This window comes from Nitratireductor sp. GISD-1A_MAKvit, assembly GCF_040819555.1.
GTDB lineage: Bacteria > Pseudomonadota > Alphaproteobacteria > Rhizobiales > Rhizobiaceae > Nitratireductor.
The window spans coordinates 1,434,076-1,452,115 of record NZ_CP161920.1; the positions used below are offsets into that span (position 1 = coordinate 1,434,076).

18 protein-coding genes are annotated in these 18,040 nt (G+C 59.4%); 9 read left to right on the plus strand and 9 right to left on the minus strand.

Annotation, left to right across the window (positions count from 1 at the left end):
* The first annotated feature begins 1 nt into the window (after window position 1).
* The 3 genes from AB2N04_RS08165 to AB2N04_RS08175 are packed head-to-tail and all read left to right on the plus strand — an operon-like array spanning window position 2 to window position 2,471.
* Window positions 2–736, plus strand: coding sequence for an amino acid ABC transporter ATP-binding protein (locus AB2N04_RS08165; RefSeq protein ID WP_367718234.1), 735 nt, complete (start codon window positions 2–4; stop codon window positions 734–736).
* Window positions 737–739: 3 nt separating this feature from the next.
* Window positions 740–1,657, plus strand: coding sequence for an isoaspartyl peptidase/L-asparaginase (locus AB2N04_RS08170; protein WP_367718236.1), 918 nt, complete (start codon window positions 740–742; stop codon window positions 1,655–1,657).
* Window positions 1,658–1,676: 19 nt separating this feature from the next.
* Window positions 1,677–2,471, plus strand: a complete 795-nt coding sequence (locus AB2N04_RS08175) for a transporter substrate-binding domain-containing protein (RefSeq protein WP_367718237.1) — start codon at window positions 1,677–1,679, stop codon at window positions 2,469–2,471.
* A gap of 63 nt (window positions 2,472–2,534) precedes the next feature.
* On the opposite strand, the gene AB2N04_RS08180 is transcribed toward AB2N04_RS08175, so the two are convergent.
* Window positions 2,535–3,536, minus strand: coding sequence for a LacI family DNA-binding transcriptional regulator (locus AB2N04_RS08180; protein ID WP_367718238.1), 1,002 nt, complete (start codon window positions 3,534–3,536; stop codon window positions 2,535–2,537).
* A gap of 70 nt (window positions 3,537–3,606) precedes the next feature.
* On the opposite strand from AB2N04_RS08180, the gene AB2N04_RS08185 reads away from it, so the two are divergent.
* Entirely contained in the window at window positions 3,607–4,509 is a 903-nt protein-coding gene (locus AB2N04_RS08185) for an ROK family protein (protein WP_367718240.1), read from the plus strand.
* On the plus strand, window positions 4,493–5,248 hold the full coding sequence (locus tag AB2N04_RS08190; protein ID WP_367718242.1) for a copper homeostasis protein CutC: 756 nt from the start codon (window positions 4,493–4,495) through the stop codon (window positions 5,246–5,248). Before AB2N04_RS08185 ends, AB2N04_RS08190 begins: the two co-directional genes overlap by 17 nt.
* A gap of 37 nt (window positions 5,249–5,285) precedes the next feature.
* Here AB2N04_RS08190 and AB2N04_RS08195 read toward each other — a convergent pair whose 3' ends face one another.
* Window positions 5,286–6,617 (minus strand): MFS transporter, encoded by a 1,332-nt coding sequence (locus AB2N04_RS08195; RefSeq protein WP_367718244.1) that lies wholly within the window; start codon window positions 6,615–6,617, stop codon window positions 5,286–5,288.
* Window positions 6,617–6,898: a metal-sensing transcriptional repressor gene (locus tag AB2N04_RS08200; RefSeq protein ID WP_367718246.1), complete on the minus strand. Its 282-nt coding sequence runs from the start codon at window positions 6,896–6,898 to the stop codon at window positions 6,617–6,619. The genes AB2N04_RS08195 and AB2N04_RS08200 overlap by 1 nt, the downstream gene beginning before the upstream one ends.
* A gap of 231 nt (window positions 6,899–7,129) precedes the next feature.
* Here AB2N04_RS08200 and AB2N04_RS08205 point away from each other — a divergent pair, with 231 nt between their 5' ends.
* From AB2N04_RS08205 to AB2N04_RS08215, 3 genes are all read left to right on the plus strand, one after another.
* Window positions 7,130–8,449 carry a hypothetical protein gene (locus AB2N04_RS08205; RefSeq protein ID WP_367718247.1) on the plus strand — a complete coding sequence of 440 codons (1,320 nt, stop codon included), beginning with the start codon at window positions 7,130–7,132 and terminating at the stop codon, window positions 8,447–8,449.
* A 29-nt stretch (window positions 8,450–8,478) separates the two neighbouring features.
* Window positions 8,479–10,461 carry a VWA domain-containing protein gene (locus tag AB2N04_RS08210; protein WP_367718248.1) on the plus strand — a complete coding sequence of 661 codons (1,983 nt, stop codon included), beginning with the start codon at window positions 8,479–8,481 and terminating at the stop codon, window positions 10,459–10,461.
* 83 nt (window positions 10,462–10,544) lie between these two features.
* Entirely contained in the window at window positions 10,545–11,135 is a 591-nt protein-coding gene (locus tag AB2N04_RS08215) for a hypothetical protein (RefSeq protein ID WP_367718250.1), read from the plus strand.
* Window positions 11,136–11,256: 121 nt separating this feature from the next.
* On the opposite strand, the gene AB2N04_RS08220 is transcribed toward AB2N04_RS08215, so the two are convergent.
* The 4 genes from AB2N04_RS08220 to AB2N04_RS08235 form a co-directional block, all read right to left on the minus strand.
* Window positions 11,257–13,074: an alpha/beta hydrolase gene (locus AB2N04_RS08220; RefSeq protein WP_367718251.1), complete on the minus strand. Its 1,818-nt coding sequence runs from the start codon at window positions 13,072–13,074 to the stop codon at window positions 11,257–11,259.
* Window positions 13,075–13,287: 213 nt separating this feature from the next.
* On the minus strand, window positions 13,288–13,521 hold the full coding sequence (locus AB2N04_RS08225; protein ID WP_367718252.1) for a hypothetical protein: 234 nt from the start codon (window positions 13,519–13,521) through the stop codon (window positions 13,288–13,290).
* A gap of 145 nt (window positions 13,522–13,666) precedes the next feature.
* Window positions 13,667–14,314 carry a hypothetical protein gene (locus AB2N04_RS08230; protein ID WP_367718253.1) on the minus strand — a complete coding sequence of 216 codons (648 nt, stop codon included), beginning with the start codon at window positions 14,312–14,314 and terminating at the stop codon, window positions 13,667–13,669.
* The gene (locus AB2N04_RS08235) at window positions 14,311–14,886 is read right to left on the minus strand and encodes a LemA family protein (RefSeq protein WP_367718254.1); all 576 of its coding nucleotides are present in this window, start codon (window positions 14,884–14,886) and stop codon (window positions 14,311–14,313) included. The genes AB2N04_RS08230 and AB2N04_RS08235 overlap by 4 nt, the downstream gene beginning before the upstream one ends.
* 224 nt (window positions 14,887–15,110) lie before the next feature.
* Here AB2N04_RS08235 and AB2N04_RS08240 point away from each other — a divergent pair, with 224 nt between their 5' ends.
* On the plus strand, window positions 15,111–16,400 hold the full coding sequence (locus tag AB2N04_RS08240) for a hypothetical protein (protein ID WP_367718256.1): 1,290 nt from the start codon (window positions 15,111–15,113) through the stop codon (window positions 16,398–16,400).
* A gap of 19 nt (window positions 16,401–16,419) precedes the next feature.
* Here AB2N04_RS08240 and AB2N04_RS08245 read toward each other — a convergent pair whose 3' ends face one another.
* Both AB2N04_RS08245 and AB2N04_RS08250 read right to left on the minus strand, forming a co-directional pair.
* Complete coding sequence (locus tag AB2N04_RS08245; RefSeq protein WP_367718258.1) at window positions 16,420–16,932, minus strand: hypothetical protein; 513 nt, start codon at window positions 16,930–16,932, stop codon at window positions 16,420–16,422.
* A gap of 147 nt (window positions 16,933–17,079) precedes the next feature.
* Entirely contained in the window at window positions 17,080–18,009 is a 930-nt protein-coding gene (locus AB2N04_RS08250) for a DUF3137 domain-containing protein (RefSeq protein ID WP_367718259.1), read from the minus strand.
* Window positions 18,010–18,040: the final 31 nt, after the last annotated feature.

The window sequence follows — 18,040 nt, forward strand, 5'->3', positions numbered from 1 at the left end:
CATGATTGTCATTGAAGACGTCGAAAAGCGCTTTGGCGAAACGACCGTCCTGAAACGCATCAACCTGACCATCCAGCCGGGCGAGGTGGTGACCATTCTGGGGTCGAGCGGCTCTGGCAAATCGACGCTGATCCGCTGCATCAACGGGCTGGAATCCCTGTCGGGTGGTCGCATCACCGTCGATGGCAATGATGTGTCGACCAAGACAGGTCTGGCGGCGGCGCGCCGCCGCTCGGCGACGGTGTTCCAGCTCTTCAATCTCTATCCGCACATGACGGCGCTGGAGAACATCACGCTGGCGCCGGTCAATGTGTTGAAAAAATCACGTGCCGAAGCAGAAAAACGGGCTGCCGAACTCCTGAAGCTTGTAGGGCTCGCCGATTTTGCTCAGGCCTATCCGCAGCGCCTTTCGGGCGGTCAGCGACAGCGTGTGGGCATCTGCCGCGCACTGGCAATGGACCCGAATTACCTGCTGCTCGACGAGGTGACGAGTGCGCTGGATCCGGAAATGACGGGTGAGGTGCTCGACATTCTGGCCGAGCTTGCCCGCGGTGGCACGACGATGCTTTTCGTGACCCACGAGGTTGAATTCGCGCGGCGCATCTCCACCCGCATCGTCTTTCTGGAAAAGGGCGAACTCATTGTCGACATGCCTACCGAACGTTTCTTTGCAGAGGATGGCGGCTTTGCCGTTCCGCGCATCCGCCAGTTCCTGACCAAGATGAAGAAAGACTGACGCGTGATACTTCTTGCCAATTGCGAAGCCGAAGCCGGGTTTTCTGAATCCATTACCGACCTGAAAAGCGGAAAATCTGCTGTCGATGCACTGGTGCGCGGCATCGGCTTTGTGGAGGCGGATCCGAAGGTGCGCAGCGTCGGCTATGGCGGCTGGCCCAACATGCTGGGCGTCATGGAATGCGACGCCGGCGTGATGGACGGAACGACCCGCGCCGTCGGCACGGTGGCGGCCGTGCCGGGCACGCTGCATGTGGCAGCGCTCGCCTGTGAGGTGATGCGCCGGCTGCCCCATGTGATGCTGACCGGAGAGGGAGCTCGCAGGTTTGCAGATGAAATCGGTTTCACGACTGACGACATGCTCTACCCGGACAGCAAGCGCGTCTGGTGGGAGAAGCTCGAAGGCCTCATGACCGAGGAACAGAAGAACGCTTTTCCCGACACGCCGCTGTCAGGCCTTCTGGGCGCGATCACCGACCCGGAACGGGTGCGCGACACGACCGTTTTCCTGGGCCAGGACCAGACCGGCGGGATCGCAACCGTCACCTCGACCTCGGGCTGGGCGTGGAAATATCCAGGCCGTGTGGGCGACAGCCCGATCCCCGGCGCAGGCTTTTACGCCGACAGCCGCTATGGCGCGGCGGCCTGCACGCATACCGGCGAGATGACCATGCGTTCGGCGACGGCGCACGCAATCGTGCATGGCATGAAATGCGGCCTGTCTCTCGATGATGCGATCCAGAGCGCCGCCGACGATCTGCTGGCGCTCGACACAGGATTCATCGGCGAAGTGGTGATCCATGCGCTCGACACGCACGGCAATCACCGTGTCGTCAATCTCCATGGCCAGGGCACCGTTGCCTACTGGTTCTGGGAGCCTTCCATGGCCGCTCCGGAAAAGCGGCAATCGCAACCGATCTAATCTGAAAAGGAGGAGTTCAATGAAATCTCTCGTGAAGAAGACCATCGTGGCGCTGGCGGCCTGTGCCGCGCTCGCCGGACCGGCGGCAGCCGGCATGCTGGATGACATCATCGAGCGCGGCAAGGTGCGCATCGGCGTGTCGCTGGGCGGTGAGCCCATCGGCTTCCGCGACGACAAGAACAATCCGGTCGGCTACGACGTCGATGTTGCCACCATGCTTGCCGAGAAGATTGGCGTGCCGGTGGAGTTCACCGATGTTTCGGGCGATGCGCGCGTTTCGATGCTGGTTTCCGGCCAGCTCGACATCGTGGTGGCAAACACCTCCGCAACTCTGGCGCGCGCCAAGGCGGTAAGTTTCTCGATCCCCTACAACCGTGCCGGACTGCGCGTCATTGCGCAGAAGGATGCTGGTATCAAGAGCCTTGCCGATCTCGATGGCAAGCGCGTCGTCGTGGGCCGCGGCACCACGGGCGAAGCGTTCCTGAAGCGCGAAGTGCCGGGTGCGGAGCTGGTTTACACGGACACGTTCTCGCCCGATGGCGTTCTGCTTCTGCGCCAGAAGCGCGTTGATGCCGGCATCGAGGATTCCTCCATGCTCGACTATCTGGCAGCACAGGAAGAAGGTCTGGTCACGGTGCCGGGTCTCTATTCCAACGACCCCATCGGCATTGCCGTTGCCAAGGGCGATCCGGATTTCGTGCGCTGGCTCGACATGTTCGTTTCGGACTACATCCAGTCCGGCGCCTATGAGGCGAATTACAAGAAGTGGTGGGGCGAGGACGCCAACCCGCCGGAGTTGAACCCGCTCTGGTAGACCAGATTGGCCCGCTGGCGGAATATCGCCGGCGGGCATTCTCATTGACCGTATGTCAGCGTGTCAGCCGGTGCTGCGCTCGACGAAACGGGTGCGCAGTTCATGCACTTCCGGATGGTCGCGATAGCCGGCAGGATCCTTTAGAAACATCGAAATTCCATGGATCAGATCTGCCTTGTCAAAGCCGATCGAGGATATGTCGAAGGCGTTGAAATTGGCGTTCACCACGGCATCGAACCCGTAGAGACGATAATCGCGCGGGGGCACAAGGTCGCGCGCCCTCAAGCCGTCCATCACGCCCATGGCCATGGCGTCAGAGGTGCAGAAAACGGCATCGGGAAGGCTGGTGCCTTCGATGCCGCCGGCAAGGGCAAGCCCCGACGCGTAAGAATAATCGCCCTGCAATTCAAGAACGAGTGCAAGGCCCGCCTCGGCACAGATGTCGCGATAGGCCTGGATGCGGGCCTGCTCGATGAGCGAGGTCTGTCGACCGGCGATCAGAGCGCCGGTTTTCGCTCCGCGTTCAATAGCGCGTGTCACGGCCTCGCGGATGCCCGCCGCCTCGTCGATCGTTATGTGGGCGGATTTGGCGTCGAAACGGCCGTTGAGCATCAGGACATTATCGCTGTGGAAAAGCGTGCGCACGCCCTCGGCATCCGCAAAGTCGGAAAAGACGAGCGCAGCGTGAACATGAAACGCCGCGCTGTTGCGCAGAAAATCCTCGATCTTCTCGGTGTTGCCGACACGAATGATAACAGCCTGTTTGCCGAGCGCCTGGATGGCTTCAAGCAGCGGGTCGAACAGATCGAGATCGGACAGATCCGTGATGTGGTTGACGATAACCGCGACCATGTCGAGCGAATTGGTGGCCAGGCCGCGCGCCAGTGGATTCTGGTTGTAGCCAAGCTCCGCGGCCGCCTTCAGGACGCGCTCCCGCTTCTCGCGCGAGACCGGGCGGCGTTCGGGCGAAAGCGCGCGGGACACAATCGCCGGCGCCACACCCGCCCGTTTGGCGACATCGGCAATCGTTGGCCGTTTGGGTCGCACGGGCTTGTCTTCGGGCATGGAATTTTCCGGTTGTATTGCAATGTTCGGGGCTTCGCGGCCTTATGCCATCAAACACGAAAGAATTGAAATGATATGTTGTTTTGACATCGGCGGGTCCAAGGCCGTCGTTGCCGACATGGGATCGGACAACAGGCCCGTCATCCGTGGCAGGCAGGCAACGCCGGCGCGCGACTACGACGCGTTCCGCGAGATGATCGGCGCAATGGCAGGGCCGGGCGATGCGCCAGTCGGTATTTCGATAGCGGCGGTCATCGACCCGTCTACGGGGCTCGCTCGCAGCGCCAACATCCCCTGCATTACCGGCCGAAATGTCGCAAGCGACCTGAGCGCAGATCTGGGGCGTCCGGTTCATGTCATGAATGATGCCAACGCCTTCGCTCTTGCCGAGGCGCAGATGGGGGCAGGCGTCGGGCATCGGCAGGTGCTTGCCGCGATCATCGGGACCGGGATCGGTGGTGCGGTGGTGCTTGATGGCCGGGTGATGACGGGTGCCACCGGCAATGCCGGCGAATGGGGCCATGGGCCAGCCAGCGCCATGCGCACCGGGACCATTCTCCCGGCTATCGAATGCGGCTGCGGTCAGGTCGGCTGTGTCGATACGCTGGGAGCGGCGCGTGGCATAGAGCGGCTTCACGACTACCTTCATGGCGTCGATGGTGACAGTTTTGGGATCCTGGCGGCATGGCGGTCCGGCGAGGAGAGGGCGACCCGAACGGTGGACGTGTTTCTTGACATTGTGGGCGGGGCTCTGGCCAACACCGTCAACCTGGTCGATCCCTCCATCATCCCGATCAGCGGGGGGCTGGCGCAGGATGAAACCCTGATGAGCGCACTCGATGTCGAAGTGCGTCAGCGCTGTCTCATCGAGCGCGGCGAACGTCTGCTTGTCCCGGTCAGGGGCGGGGCCGAAAAGGCGCTGGTGGGCGCTGCAATCTTTGCAAGAGAGGAACACAATGCGGGCAACGCTTGAAGTTTGCGTGGACACGCTTGAAGGCTTGATGGCCTGTGTCGAGGGCGGGGCGGACCGGATTGAACTCTGCTCGGCGCTGCCGCTTGGCGGACTGACGCCGTCACATGGTCTGATGCGGGCGGCGGCGGAATGCGGGGTCCCCGCCTACGCGATGATCCGGCCGCGTCAGGGCGATTTCTGTTTCAGCGAGCGTGAGATTGGCGTGATGCTGGACGATATCGCAGCGGCTCGAGAAGCGGGGCTCGCCGGTGTGGTTCTGGGTGCTGCATCGCCCCAGGGCACGCTCGATGAGGTGTCACTTGCGGCTCTTTGCGCAGCAAGTGATGGCATGGGGCGCACGCTGCATCGCGTTATCGATACGGTCGATGACCGGTTGGCGGCAGTCGAGACCGCGATTTCTCTCGGCTTTGAGCGAATTCTGACCTCGGGCGGGGCTTTGACGGTCATCGAGGGCGTCACAGAGCTTGGGCTGATGCAGCGACATGCCCGGGGCCGAATTGAAATCATGGCGGGGTCTGGCGTTTCGATGGACAATGTGGCGGATATTGCCAGAGCGACCGGGATCTGGTCGTTTCACGCGTCTTGCAGCGAAGCTCGCCAGACCGATTCTGCCCTTAGTGCGTTCGGTTTCACCACCCAGTTCGAGCGCAAGACCTCCGCGCAGCTTGTGCGCAGTTTGAAGATCGTGCTTGATGAGATCACCGTGCCAAGCTCTCGCATTGCGGATGCAGGGGCATGAAGCGGCGGGAGGCGCTGTACCGGTTGTTGGGCGCCCCTCAGCCGTTGGGGTGGGCGGGGACGTTTCCCGGCCACTGCCGATGAAGGTCATCAATCACGTAAACATGTGTGTGACGACGATCTCCGTCGGCATCCTGCAGGTGTGGATGGTCGGCGGGAAGATCGTCATGAACGTGTTCCAGTCCCCCGGGATCGCCGGATGGCCAGACTGCAAAGGCTAAGGCAATCGCCGCAGCAGCGAGGGAAGCGAGCAGGACGGCCGCTACGGGAAGACCGAGTGTCGCGCCGGCCCAGCCGGCAAGTGGATAGGCGATCAGCCAGCCGGCATGGGACAGTGCGAACTGAGCTGCAAACAGCGCCGGGCGATCTTCGGAGTTTGCAGAGCGTTTGAGAAGTCGTCCAGCCGGGGTCTGTGCCGTGGAAAAGCCTGCTCCAATCAAAAACCACAAGGGCAACAGCCAGCCATAACCTGGTAGCACCGACGCGCTCAGCGTACCGATTGTCAGAAGGGATGCTCCGGCGAGCATTGCACTGCGGTCGGAGACCTTCTCGAGCAGGCCCGGCAATGCAAGAGCCGCCGTCATCGAGCCAGCGCCGAACGCAGCCAGAGCGAATGCGGTCGCCCGGTTGTCGAGGCCAAAGACACCCTGAACGTAAACCACGGTGTTGACGATGACGAGTGCTCCCGCTGCAGACACGGCCAGGTTGATCGCGAGGAGGCCACGCAGTCGCGGGGTCGCGAGGTAGATGCGTATGCCTCGCGTGGTGCGCTCATAAAGCCCGCGACGGCGCGACGTTTTGGGGCTGTGGAGAACGACGCCTGAAACAAGGGCTGCTGAGACAAGAAACCCCAAAACTGTTCCTGCAAAGAGATTGTGGAATGCCATGAAGGCAAGCATCACGGTCGCCAGAACGGGGCTTGCGACACTTTCCAGATCATATGCCAGGCGGGAAAGGGAAAGCGCGCGGGTGTAGTCTTTTTCGACTGGCAGTATGTCGGGAATGGTGGCTTGAAAGATGGGGGTGAAGGCCGCGGATGCTGACTGCAGCACGAAGATCAGAAGGTAGATCTGCCAGACTTCCGTGACGAAGGGTAGAAACGCAGCAACACCCGCCCGAACCAGATCAAGCGCAACCAGAACGTTGCGGCGAGGCAGCTGGTCCGACAACGCGGATGCGATGGGGGCCACCCCGACATAGGCGAGCATTTTGATGGCGAGGGCCGTGCCAAGAACTGCGCCGGCGCTCTCCCCGGCCAGTTCGAAAGCCAGGAGACCAAGCGCGACGGTGGCAAGCCCGGTGCCGACCAAGGCGATGATCTGGGCCAGAAAAAGGTGCCGATAGGTGCGGTTTTTCAACAGCGAAAGCATCACAGATACTTCGCGATCTCTTTGAACTCATCCACGGACCGACGCTGCTGGCGGTCCAGAGGTCCTGAAACACCTTCAAGGCAGTGATCGAGATGATCGTGGATCAGGGTCCTCTTGGCCTGCGCTATCGCCTTCTCCACAGCGTGCAGCTGTTGCGCAATTTCGAGGCAGGGACGGCCTGACTCGATCATGTCCACCACGCCTCGCAAATGGCCTTCAGCGCGCTTCAGGCGTTTGACGATCTGCGGGTGAGATGCGTGATTGAGTTCGGTATCGTTCATGTCCTATACTATCCTCCTGCAGAGGATATAGCAATTCGTTGCTCTGCTGAACATGAATGCGATGCTGGCCCGACGTCGATCAGGCGTTGAAGATTTCGTCAACCTGTCATCAGCCGATGCAGGAGAAACTCAGAAGGTTGATTGCGTCTCCCCCATTTGAGGGACGGCATCCGGTTCGGGCCGATGTAACTGCGGGAGACTCATCGATGTTACGGATGGAGAACCCGCCAGATGATCCGGCAGTTTATACGCAAGGCGTCATTATTGATCCGCATGCTGTTCGCGGCGGTGCTGGTCGCTGCGATGTCGACGACAGGGGCAGGTGCGCAGAACGGTGTGCCTGACGAAACCACCGCACGAAGTGTGGTTCTGTCTCTTTACACGATCCACTCCATGATGGAGCAGCAGGGTGCCGGCCTCCAGACCGGAGGTCATGTCATGACGTCGTTCCGGGCGTTTCTTGCGCCCGAGCTGATCGACGAAATTTCCGGAGGTGAGGGCGGGTTTCGTCCTCTTGTCGGTGCCTCGGAGGGCAGCGTCGACGATTTTAAACTGCGGATGGCTGCAGATCAGCCCTCGGGACGGATCGTCATCGATGCAGAGGTGGAATCCGGCGGGCAGGTCCGGCAGATTTCATTTGCCCTTTCTCAAGCGAGCGGTCGCCCGCTGATCACGCAGATATGGGGAGACGGCTGGTCCTTTGGCAGTGGCAGCACTGGCGCAGCACAGCTCTCACCTGGCAATCCTTCGCAGACCTCGGGCAAGCAGGTAGGACGGGGGCAAGCGGGTTCAGACACGAGCGGCAGCGGTGATGGCGCCGGCGCAATCCTATCGCAGTCATTTCAGGACGACTTCGATGGTGACGCTCTGGGGCCGCGATGGGAGGTTATCGGGGAAGATCTCGAGAAATTTGTCGTCGAAGGCGGTGTCATCTACCAGATCGCCACGGGTGGTCAGGATGATTTTCGCAAGGAGAACAGCAAGAACATATTCCGGCTGAACGGGACCCCGGAAGGCGATTTCGATATGACTCTGAAGGGAGTTCTAGAAGCCAAAACGGGAAGAGAAGGGATCTGGCTCGGCCTGTACGAGGATTCGTCAAATTTTCTTGCTGCCAATCTGTATGTGAATACGAGCGGCTGTGGAAAATATCTCAGCCTCAGGATCGTGAACCGGCAGCTCCTTCAGGGTGCCGAAAAACCGTTGACGAGCGAGTTCGACGACAATCTTTTCGACAAGGGGCCCGTTCTCTCCAGCTACTGTGATGCAGGCAACCGTGAAATCGGTGACGTCATTCTGGAGCATCTCAGTAAATCCGGGTTTTCACTGACCCTGTCTCGGCGGGGGATACTCAGTTTCGCGCGAGTGGACCTCGACCTGCCCGCCTTCGGCGATTATCCCGGCGGACCGCTCACAGCCACCACGCACAGGGTTGCGCGCACCACCTATGCCGGAAAGCCCGCATTCATGCTGGGGCAGTTCCAGCGAGCGGGGAAGGGGGAGACGGTCGCCCAGTTTGATCATTTTTCGATTTCGGCACCGCGTGACTGATGGTGGGCATGATAATGGGGATTCCGGCAATGTTTCGTAGTTTAAGGCTCGTTGTTTTCTGTGTTGCTGCTGCACTGCAGACTGCAAGCAGCGGCAGCGCCAACGCGCAGGACGTCAATGCGGCAGTAGAAGTTGTAAGGCAGTTCATCGCCGCACACATGACCCATCTGGACACCATGCAGGGCCCCCTGCTCAACGATGCACGGGCCGCGGCTCCATATGTCGTCGATGCTCTTGCGGTGGATGGATTGCAGGGGAGGCTCGGTTTCGATCCGATCTACAACGCCCAGGACTTCGAGATCACGAATCTCCGCGTCTATGCCGATCCCAGAACACCGATCCTGCGCGGCGCAGCGCAGGTGCGTGTGACGCTCGATAATTTTGGTGCGCGGCAGGAGTTCGTCTATGCGCTCGTGCAGGTTGCGCCCGACAACGCCTGGCAGATCTCTGATATCTATTCCGTCAACAATGACTGGTCGCTGGCCAATATGGCCGCCGACCTTGGCATTGACCTCAGACGGCAGACGGGACCCGAAGTGACCCTCGACAGTGCGGGTATTCCCATCCCCTGTGCCTTCGCATGCGGAAATCCGACCGAGCCCGGTGCTCAGGAAAGCCAGGCGCCGATTGTTGTGCCCGAGCCGGTGGTCGTACCGGGGATGGAGGAAGGGGACCTGCCTGGCAATGGCATCAACCCCGACGGTCGCAATCTCCTTGTCATCCTCGATGCCTCAGGTTCGATGTGGGGACAGGTCGAGGGGGAGGCCAAGATCGCCACCGCACGTGAGGCCCTCACGGGGATCATGGGTGACCTCGATCCAGCCACGAATGTCGGTCTCATGGCGTATGGCCATCGGCGCAAGGGGGATTGCGGCGACACGGAGGTGCTCTATCCGGTTTCCAATTACGCGCCAGGCCAGCTCATTCCCGCAATTGAAGGGATTTCTCCGCTGGGCAAAACGCCCATTGCCGGTGCATTGAAACAGGCAGCGTCGGCGATGCCGGCATCCGGCCAGTCTTCCAGCGTGCTGTTGATTTCGGATGGGCTGGAGACCTGTGGTGGCGATCCATGTGCTGCGGCAGCCCGGTTGGCGGAAGCCGGGATCGATACGCGGGTCCATGTTGTCGGGTTTGACCTCAGCGCCCAGGAGCATGCCGCGCTACAGTGCATCGCTGAGAACGGCAATGGAACATACTATCCGGCAAACGATGCACGCAGCTTTGTGGCTGCTGTGAACGAGGCTGTTCGCGAAGCTGCGCACGCAACTCCAGCACCGGCGCCTCAGCCAGCCCCATCAAGCAATGCAGAGACGGTGTTCGAGGACACGTTTGACGGTCCGGTACTTCATCCCGACTGGCGCGTGGAAAACCCCGTTGAGGAGCTCATGGCGTTTACGCCGGAGGGACAACTGTTCCTGGCTGCATTGGGCAAAGAGCCACACTTCAGAAAGCCTGAAGCGACCAATCGCCTGATCCTTGACCGTCCCGTTCCCAAAGGGGATTTCGATTTCGTGGTCGATTTCAAGATCGACGTGCAGACCAAACGCGAGCTGATGATGCTTTCGCTTTTTGGCGCTGCGCACGAACAGATCGGAGCCTATGTATGGCTGGAACCGACTGGGTGCGGAACGCAGTTCAGGTTCTCGCTGATCAGGATATCCGGCACGGAAGACGATCCGCAGACGACTTCCTTTGACACGAACCTGCTTGATGGGCCATGGGCCGACAATATGTGCGGTGCTACCGGGCGGGCCCAGGGGGATGCCATTCTGAAGGCGCTGGGGCAGAACGGTGCACGCCTTGCTCTCAAGCGCCGTGGCAGGGAAATGACAGGATCCATTCAACTGCAGATGCCCGGGGGCGGTGAGACGCTTTCCTACACCACTGAAGCGATCTCGGTGCTCCGGCTGTCCGGTGCCCCCAGTCTGTTGGGTGGTCACGGGCATAAGGCGGTGCCCGGCGAAAGTCATTTTGAGATTGACCGCTTTGCAATCGAGGTTCCTCCACAATGAGCTTCTGTCGCTCGCTCACTTCTGTCGCAACGCCGGCGCTTCTGGTTGCAGTGTCAGTGCTGCCTGTCTGGGGACAAGCCACCATGAGCTTCACCGAGGAGGAAGCTGTCACCGAGCAGGATGCACTGGCCTGCGCGGCGGGGTTGGGGTGCGAGGGATTGGCCGTTTCGCAGGATGAAGCGCTGGTTCTGACGGGGCACAACAGGGCCGAAACAGCGCTTGAAGAATACCGAAACCAGTTTGGTGAACCGGATCTGAAACGAGAGAAAGAGGGCTCGAACCAGACACAGGCGGCCACCCCCAACAGGGGGCACATGTCGTTCACTGAGGATGAGGTCGGAGAAAACGCTGGCGGTATGTCGTTTGACGAAGAGGAGGTGAGGGGCAATCAGGAGGGGGCACCGACCGGAGACAGATTCACCAGTGCTGAAATTGCTTCTTTCACCCGGGAAGAGGACGAGCTGTGGGCATGTGCTGCGGCATTCGGCTGCAAAGGCGCTGCAGCGGACCTTACGCCTCATGAAGCGCTACATCTTCTGGGGCTGCCTCAATACTCGTATGAATGGCCTCTGGCCGCCTGTGCGGCCAACGCTTCTGGCGCCTGTGATGAAATGGGGCTGAGTATGGGGGACGCACTGCGTATCATGTCGCATCTCGCGAATCCCAACCGCTGAATGGCTGCAAAAGCGGCTTTGTCGGGCGAGACGCCAGAAGCCAGACCCTGCCTATCGGCCGGTCAGACGTTTCAGTTGATGCAGTTGTGAAGGCTGGTGGCCCCTGTCGGTGTTTTTGCTGCTAGCCGAGCCAACCTACCGGCCCCGACAGGATGCGGGAGGTTAATTCCGACTGCGTGTGGACGTTCATTTTCGAGTACGCCTTTTTGAGATGACCGCGCACGGTGCTCACCAGGATGCCCATGGTTTCCGCGGCCTCTTCGGGTGTTTTTCCCCCTGCGATCAGGAGTGCGATCTCGGCTTCCTTTCCGGTCAGGCCGTAGGCGAGCTCGACCAATGCAATACGCGCATCGGCTTCAAGCCCTTGCTCAAGGCTGGTGCGAAGCACGAGAACGGAGGCCGGTCCCTGACGTTGCAGGCTTGTCTGTTTCAGGGCGTCGGGGTGGAAGCGGAAGCCAACCGGGACGTCGTCATGGACAATCAGCGTTTCGGTGCTGCCTTTTCGGTTCGTCGGATCTGTCAGCTCTCCCGATAACAGATCTCGAGTGAGCTGGCTTACGATGCGTTCGTCACTGGCGGTGGGTGTGCGGTGCGGGAACAGCCGGGCGAGCGCTTCGAAGTAGGTCCGGTTGGAATGCAGCAACTCGCCTTCGCTGTCGAGAATCGCAACGCCGATGTGAAGGCGTTCGATGACCGATTGAAGCAGAACGCCAAGCGTGGCATTCATCATCACCTGTCGGTTGAGGTTGAATGAACGCTCCCAATGCGGCATCAGCGACAGGATGCGCCTGTCGAGCTCCGCTTCCGCCAGTTCTCCAGAACGCTCTGCTTCATAGATCATGCGGTAGATGATCTCGTTCCAGAGACTTTCATTGTCGATGGCGTTGTAGCACAGCTCGACCAGTTCACCCGGACCGAGTTCTGCAGACGCACCGAGACTGCTGGTCATTTCAAGGAGTTTCGAAGTCAGCTCGGCTACACCGATTTCATCGTGTCCCTCTTCGGGATGCCACTCCTCGCCAACCCACCGGGCAATCCGCTCTGCAATGCCGAAGCGTTTTTCTTCGAGGAACAGTGCCGAGCGCGCCCCTTCAACCCTGGCAGAGGCAATATCATCAAACCCGACGCGTTCGAGAAATCGTTCAACTGGCGGTAAAAAACCACCGTCTCGCAGCATCGCGTCCTCTCCGCCGAACAGGACCAGACAGCGTGTGCCCGGTACCACCGACGCATTCTTTGGCCATTTCCACGCAGAAAGCATGCCCGAGAAAATATTGTACCAATAGGCGGGTGTGGGGGTCGGCCAGCCCAGCGGGTCGCTGATCACCGCGTCGATCAGTGTACGGTCGGCACTCATGACGTCCGCAGGATGACGGCGTTCCTTCAGATGGGATCCGAGAAAGGCATAGAGATGATGGAGAGACTGTTCGTCAGGTGTGTCTGAAGAGCCCAGTTTGCACCGCGTCTGAGAGAATGTCTTGCCAAACATGGCGATGGCGCGCTGGTTTGGCGGTGGCGAAATCAGGACAATGTGGTGGGCGAGATCCGGCCAAGTCTTCAGCACTTCCAGGGTCAACAGAGCGGTGATGTTGGGCACCACGATCAGCCGGTGCTCCCAGGGGATGCCGGTGAAGCATTTTTCGTAGAACAGACGCATATCCGAGACCGCCCGCTGCCAGCCATTTTCGTAGTCAAGGTGGCCGAGCCAGTTGCGATGGTCAGTGGAATTTCCATGTCCACGCACATCGCCGGAATAGGCATTCCAGCCCAGTGCGTTGAAGGCCCTGGCGAGATCGGACAGCATGCCTGAGTGGGTCGGCTGGCTGTGTCCCAGGAAGACAGCCCCGTGGTTTTGCGCTGATCCCGAACCGGAATCCACCGTCCATTTGCGCAAAAGCAATGGCTGGTTGTCCATGCCAACTAGAAATTCGGCATGCATGTTCAATTCCCCCCAAGGCCAGTCATGCACCCAGTGCACTTGAAACAGCTTTGGGGTGTTTTACCAGTTTTTTTGTGAATTCGATCTGAACGGCACGAATGGCATTTTGGTCGTCCTGTATTGCGCATCAATGCGCCAAGGCGCGTGATGGCGCAACGATTCTCATCGCAACATGGTCGGCAGATGCGGTGAGCGAGTTGCTTTCAATTCGGGTTATTCGACGTAGTGCCTGATGGAAAGTTTCGCGGTTTCAAACTCTTCCAATACTTCAGGCAACAGCCGGTCGATGCCACCCTCGGAGGCGCTTTCGCCGACAAGTTGGTCCTGCGCCATGAAGAACAGAACGTCGTTTTCCACGATGAAGCCGACATTGTGAAACCGGGCGGCAAGCTCCAGCATCGTCGCCTGCGTTGCAGGAGTGAGGATCTGCAGGACCTGCAGGGTCACGTCGCTTTCGTCGTGTCTCCCAAGCGGGCGTCCTGAAATGTGAAATCTCTCGTTGAAGTCTATCGATTCCGTCTTGATGTCGCGATCAAGGGGGCCCTTGTGCAGGATGTTTTCGGGGCGAATGACCGCCCGGATACCGGTTTTTCTACTGATCTGGTATGCGCCGATCAGTGAAAAGAACTGGCCGTAGCCACCGCTGCCGCCATGTGCATCTCTGCGCAATTCGCGGGGGGCCGAGTGCAGTTTCCATCTGCATGGCGCCAAGTGCGATCCAAAGGGGCAGACCGTCCTTCCTGCTTGCGCCCCAGAACTCGCCATCCAGTCGCGCGCCCATATAAGCTCCGGTCTGAAGCCTGGTCAGTTCGGGTATGCGCGCCTCGATCTTTTCAAGGCGTGGCGGTTTTACACGTTGAGAGCGGCGCTCGTAGTTTCCGTTTGACCTGCGAATGGGCGTTCTTTCAATCTGCCATTGCAGAAAACGCCCGGTGTAGGACCATCCCCTGGCTTGTGCGATGCGGATGCGCCGGAGTGTTTGGCGACCGTCCTTGTTTTCCAGCATATCCACGAGAAAGATCGAAGCGAAGGCTATGGTGGTGAAGGTGACGGGGATGAAAGGAAAGCCGTCGCCGACCAGTCCGGCGATCATCGTCCATGCAAGTGTGAGCATCACTGCCGGGAGTGGCATCCGTTTCAGCCAGGCAGGCAGCACCAGCCCGGGATGGAAGCTGGTGGTGTCAGGCGCTTCGACTTCGATTTCGCCTTCGAAGGGATCCCAGTGACGTCTTCCGCTCAAGAGCCATTTTCCCGCAGATCGATTTCGGGCATGGCGCGTACGCGATCGGATTCCGCTGCTGCCAGAGCGAACGGTCTGGCGTGGATCAGCCCCATCGAACGGGCAATCCAGTTTGACGGGATGGCATCCAGAAGCGTGTTGTAGCGTTCGACATTCGCATTGTAGAGGCGCCGCGCCGCGCTGATCTGATCCTCGGTTTCCTCAAGCTGTTTTTGCAACTTGCGTATATTGGCCGTCGAGCTGATCTCGGGCGTGTCTTCCGAATACGCAAGGAAGGTACGCAGTGCCACCGAAAGCTCAGCCTCTGCCTTCTCGACTGTCTCGATATCGTTGCTGCGCGCATTCATTGCAGCCCGGCGCGCTTCCATTAGAACATCAAAGACACGATTTTCCTGCGCGATGGCTCCACGCACCGCCTCAACGAGGGCGGGAATCAGATCATGGCGCCGCCTCAATTGAACATCGATGCCCGACAGGCCGCTAGCCACGGCATTTTTCGCCGCTGCCAGGCGGTTCTGCAAATAAATGAATGCGAGTATTCCGGCCGCAATGATGAATATGGTCGTGATCATTCTGTGTGCCGCCTGCCGAAGATATCCTTTTGTTATGGGTGTTCAGTGCTACCGGGAGGGGAACAACCCTGCGTCCCCCAAATGAGGGGGGCTATGCGCCTTGAAAGCAAAAATCAGTTTCGTGTCCGCAAAAGTATAGCTGGCAAAGTGGCGCCCCCGAGTGATAACCAACCGGTATGTTCTTGACGGAAGACATATCCCAAGTCGGACCCGCAATATTCATCTTGTTCGCTCCGCTGGTTTATGCGCTTGTTCGCGCACGCCATTCCACCCGTGCGGATTTCATCTACAATTCCGGCCGCACCGGCTTGCTTGCCACTGTGTGCGGTATCGTGTGCGGCAATATAGGTGCCGGTACGTTTGTCGCGTTGCTGCTCTTTTCGGATGCGAGCCCGGTCCTGGGTGTCTCTTTGGCCTGTGCCTATGCACTCGGTCTTGTGATATGCGGGGCCATCGCGCCGGCAGTTCACCGAAAATCGAACGAGTATGGCGTTTACGGGCTGGTCGACCTCATTGTGGCAACGCACGATGTGCGCAGACCTTTGGCGATCTGGATCCCGATTGCGTTTGTTTTCCTGCTGCGCACGGCGGTCCAGTTGCTGGCACTCGCCGCGATACTGGCTGCCATCTTGCCGGTTTCCAACCTGTTTGCGCTTGCTCTGGCGAGCGCATTCACGGGACTTTACACCGCGATTGGCGGTTATCGTGTGGCCACGGAAACCGATGTCTTTCAGGCTGCGGTCATCCTTGTGGGCATTGTTGTGCTCACACTGGCGAATGTGGGAAGCGCACCGCACCTGGAGAACGTGTTCGATCTTGGGCCCTACAAGCTGCCTCTTCTCGTGGGAATATGGCTGTTCATCCCGGTAAGCGCCGTGCTGGCAATCGACAATTGGCAAAGAATGGCAAGTGCCCGTGCATCCTCGGTCGCACGCATGGCATTTCTTCTTGCCGCACCGTTGTGTCTTTTCTGTTACCTCGGCATCGTCTGGCTGGGTCTCAAGGGCCATGCGGGTGGCGAAGTCCTAACCGTTTTGCGCATGGCCATGCCGGTTGAATGGACGTGGCTCGCCGATGTCATGCTGATTGCGGTGCTGATGTCTACGATGGATACATTCGTCATGCCGCTCGTCACCAGTCTCGAGCGCACGCGTTACACACTGCGTCAACTTCGCTTCATCGTCCTGCTTTTATTCATCATTCTCAGCGTGGTCGCCTACGCTATGGGGCCGCTGCTGAACTCGATTATCGCTGCATTCAGTTCTCTGGTGGTTTTTCTGCCTTCTGTTCTGGCCGCTTTGCTATGGCGCAACCTCAGCGCTGCATCCGCAGTTTTTTCGCTGAATCTCGGCGTTGGCGTGAGTGTGGTTTTTGTCGGGATCGACCTGAACTATGCAGCCTTTACGGGTTTTGCAGTCGCTGCCATGGTTTATGGCGGGATCTGGTACTGGTTACGGCACGAGCGAACGTCGGCGAGGGGGAGCGACATTCGCCCCTGTGACATTGCTAGATGACGAGATCATGCGCGACAGATCAATCCGGCTGCGGCAGGCCCTGGCTCCGATCTTCCCCGACACGCAACAATGAAAACCCCTCTCCTGTGATTTCGATCTCGGGGCACGCCATGGGTTCGGGGCGCGTCTCGTCATAGAGGCACTCCTTGACCGTGTAGAGGATTTTCAGGTCTGCACAGCGCGTCTCGGTGTTTATCCCCGTGGTGACTCGGTCTTCGGCAATTCCCTCACTGTTCCAGCCGCTGAAGACCAGTTGCAGGGGCAGTTCCGTCGCTGTTTCGTCGCGGGCATCGACAAGACGGGTTTCGCCGTAAACGGCATGGAGCCCGGTCTCCTGCTTGTTGACCCTGGCTATGCGCTCAGGTCTGCAAACACCTGCTTCGGTCTCATGCGGGAGCAATACCAATTGGACCCCTTCTGGTGTGCCGGCGGAGGTGGAGTCGCCTTGTTGAAGCGCAAGGGCCGCAACTGCGGCTGCGATCGCCAGTGCGCCTACGATCGACGAGGCTAACAGGGGCCTGGAAACATGCATTGGTTTCTCCCGGGTCTAATGTGTGCGTTCAGAGAAGTTGCGGCAGAACGTGGCAAGCGGCCCAGCGGAACGCAGGATACGATGAACCAGGCGTCCTTCGTGCGAGAGGTGTGCGCATCCTTCCAGTTGTTCTGACGAGCTGGAACCTCAGGCATGGCTGGACTCGGAGAGGTTGAGAATCTCGATGATGTCGGTGATGCATTCGATTTCCGCAACAAGGCTACGAGCGCGCTCGGCTCCATCGCGAACCTCGTGAAATACGTTTCCTATCTCGAAACGGCGGGCATTGGCCCCAATGCGTATCGCCACCAGTAGCTGACTATCCGAGAATGCCAGCGCCACACCCTTTTTGTTATTGAAGCGTTCGGTAAGGTCCATGATACGTTCCATGAACCGGGGAGTGAGAAGGTAACGGGCTTCAAGCTGGTCGGTGGAATAAACTTCAAAGCGCCCCTCAAACTCCAGACTTTCAAGCGCAACACGCTGACCTTTCTGGCGCAGGCTTTCGATCGCGTTGCCGATCCAGCTGGTGTCTGCCACCACCGAGGTTTCCCCCTCAAATGCCTTTTCGAAGCTGAAGATCAGCATCAATGCACGCCATTTCGATTCCTTCTTCGAGAACTTCCCCTCACACAGCTCGAAATCGACGCCGTTCACATGCCCGCTGATGCGGTCTTCAAGTTTGGCGCTCTTGTAAAACGGCAGGAGCGAGGTGAAACGCCTGAGCGGGAAATCGAAGCTTCCAAGTGTGTAGTCCAGCCCCAGAAACGTGCAGACCTTTCCAACAAGAACCTTTTTGTAGCGGTCGCAGAGCCCCCGATAGGCCAGTCCGGCTCCCACCAGACAGCCGAAGCCGAGTGTGAAGGCGACAAGGGCCGAAAAACTCTCCGACTGACCGGCCAGGGCGAGGGCCGCAACAGTTCCCAGTCCGACCGCGCCCAGAGCTGCAAGGGTCAGAACCAGACGCATGCGCGTTTTTCGGTGCGATTCCAGGCGCGCCAACTCGGGTTCGATCTCTTCGGCGTAGTAGGTGTCGAAGTCCGGTTGGCGGATGAGGGACTCGGTAAACGGTTTCATGAGGTTCCCGGTAAGCGCGGATGTTGGAGCC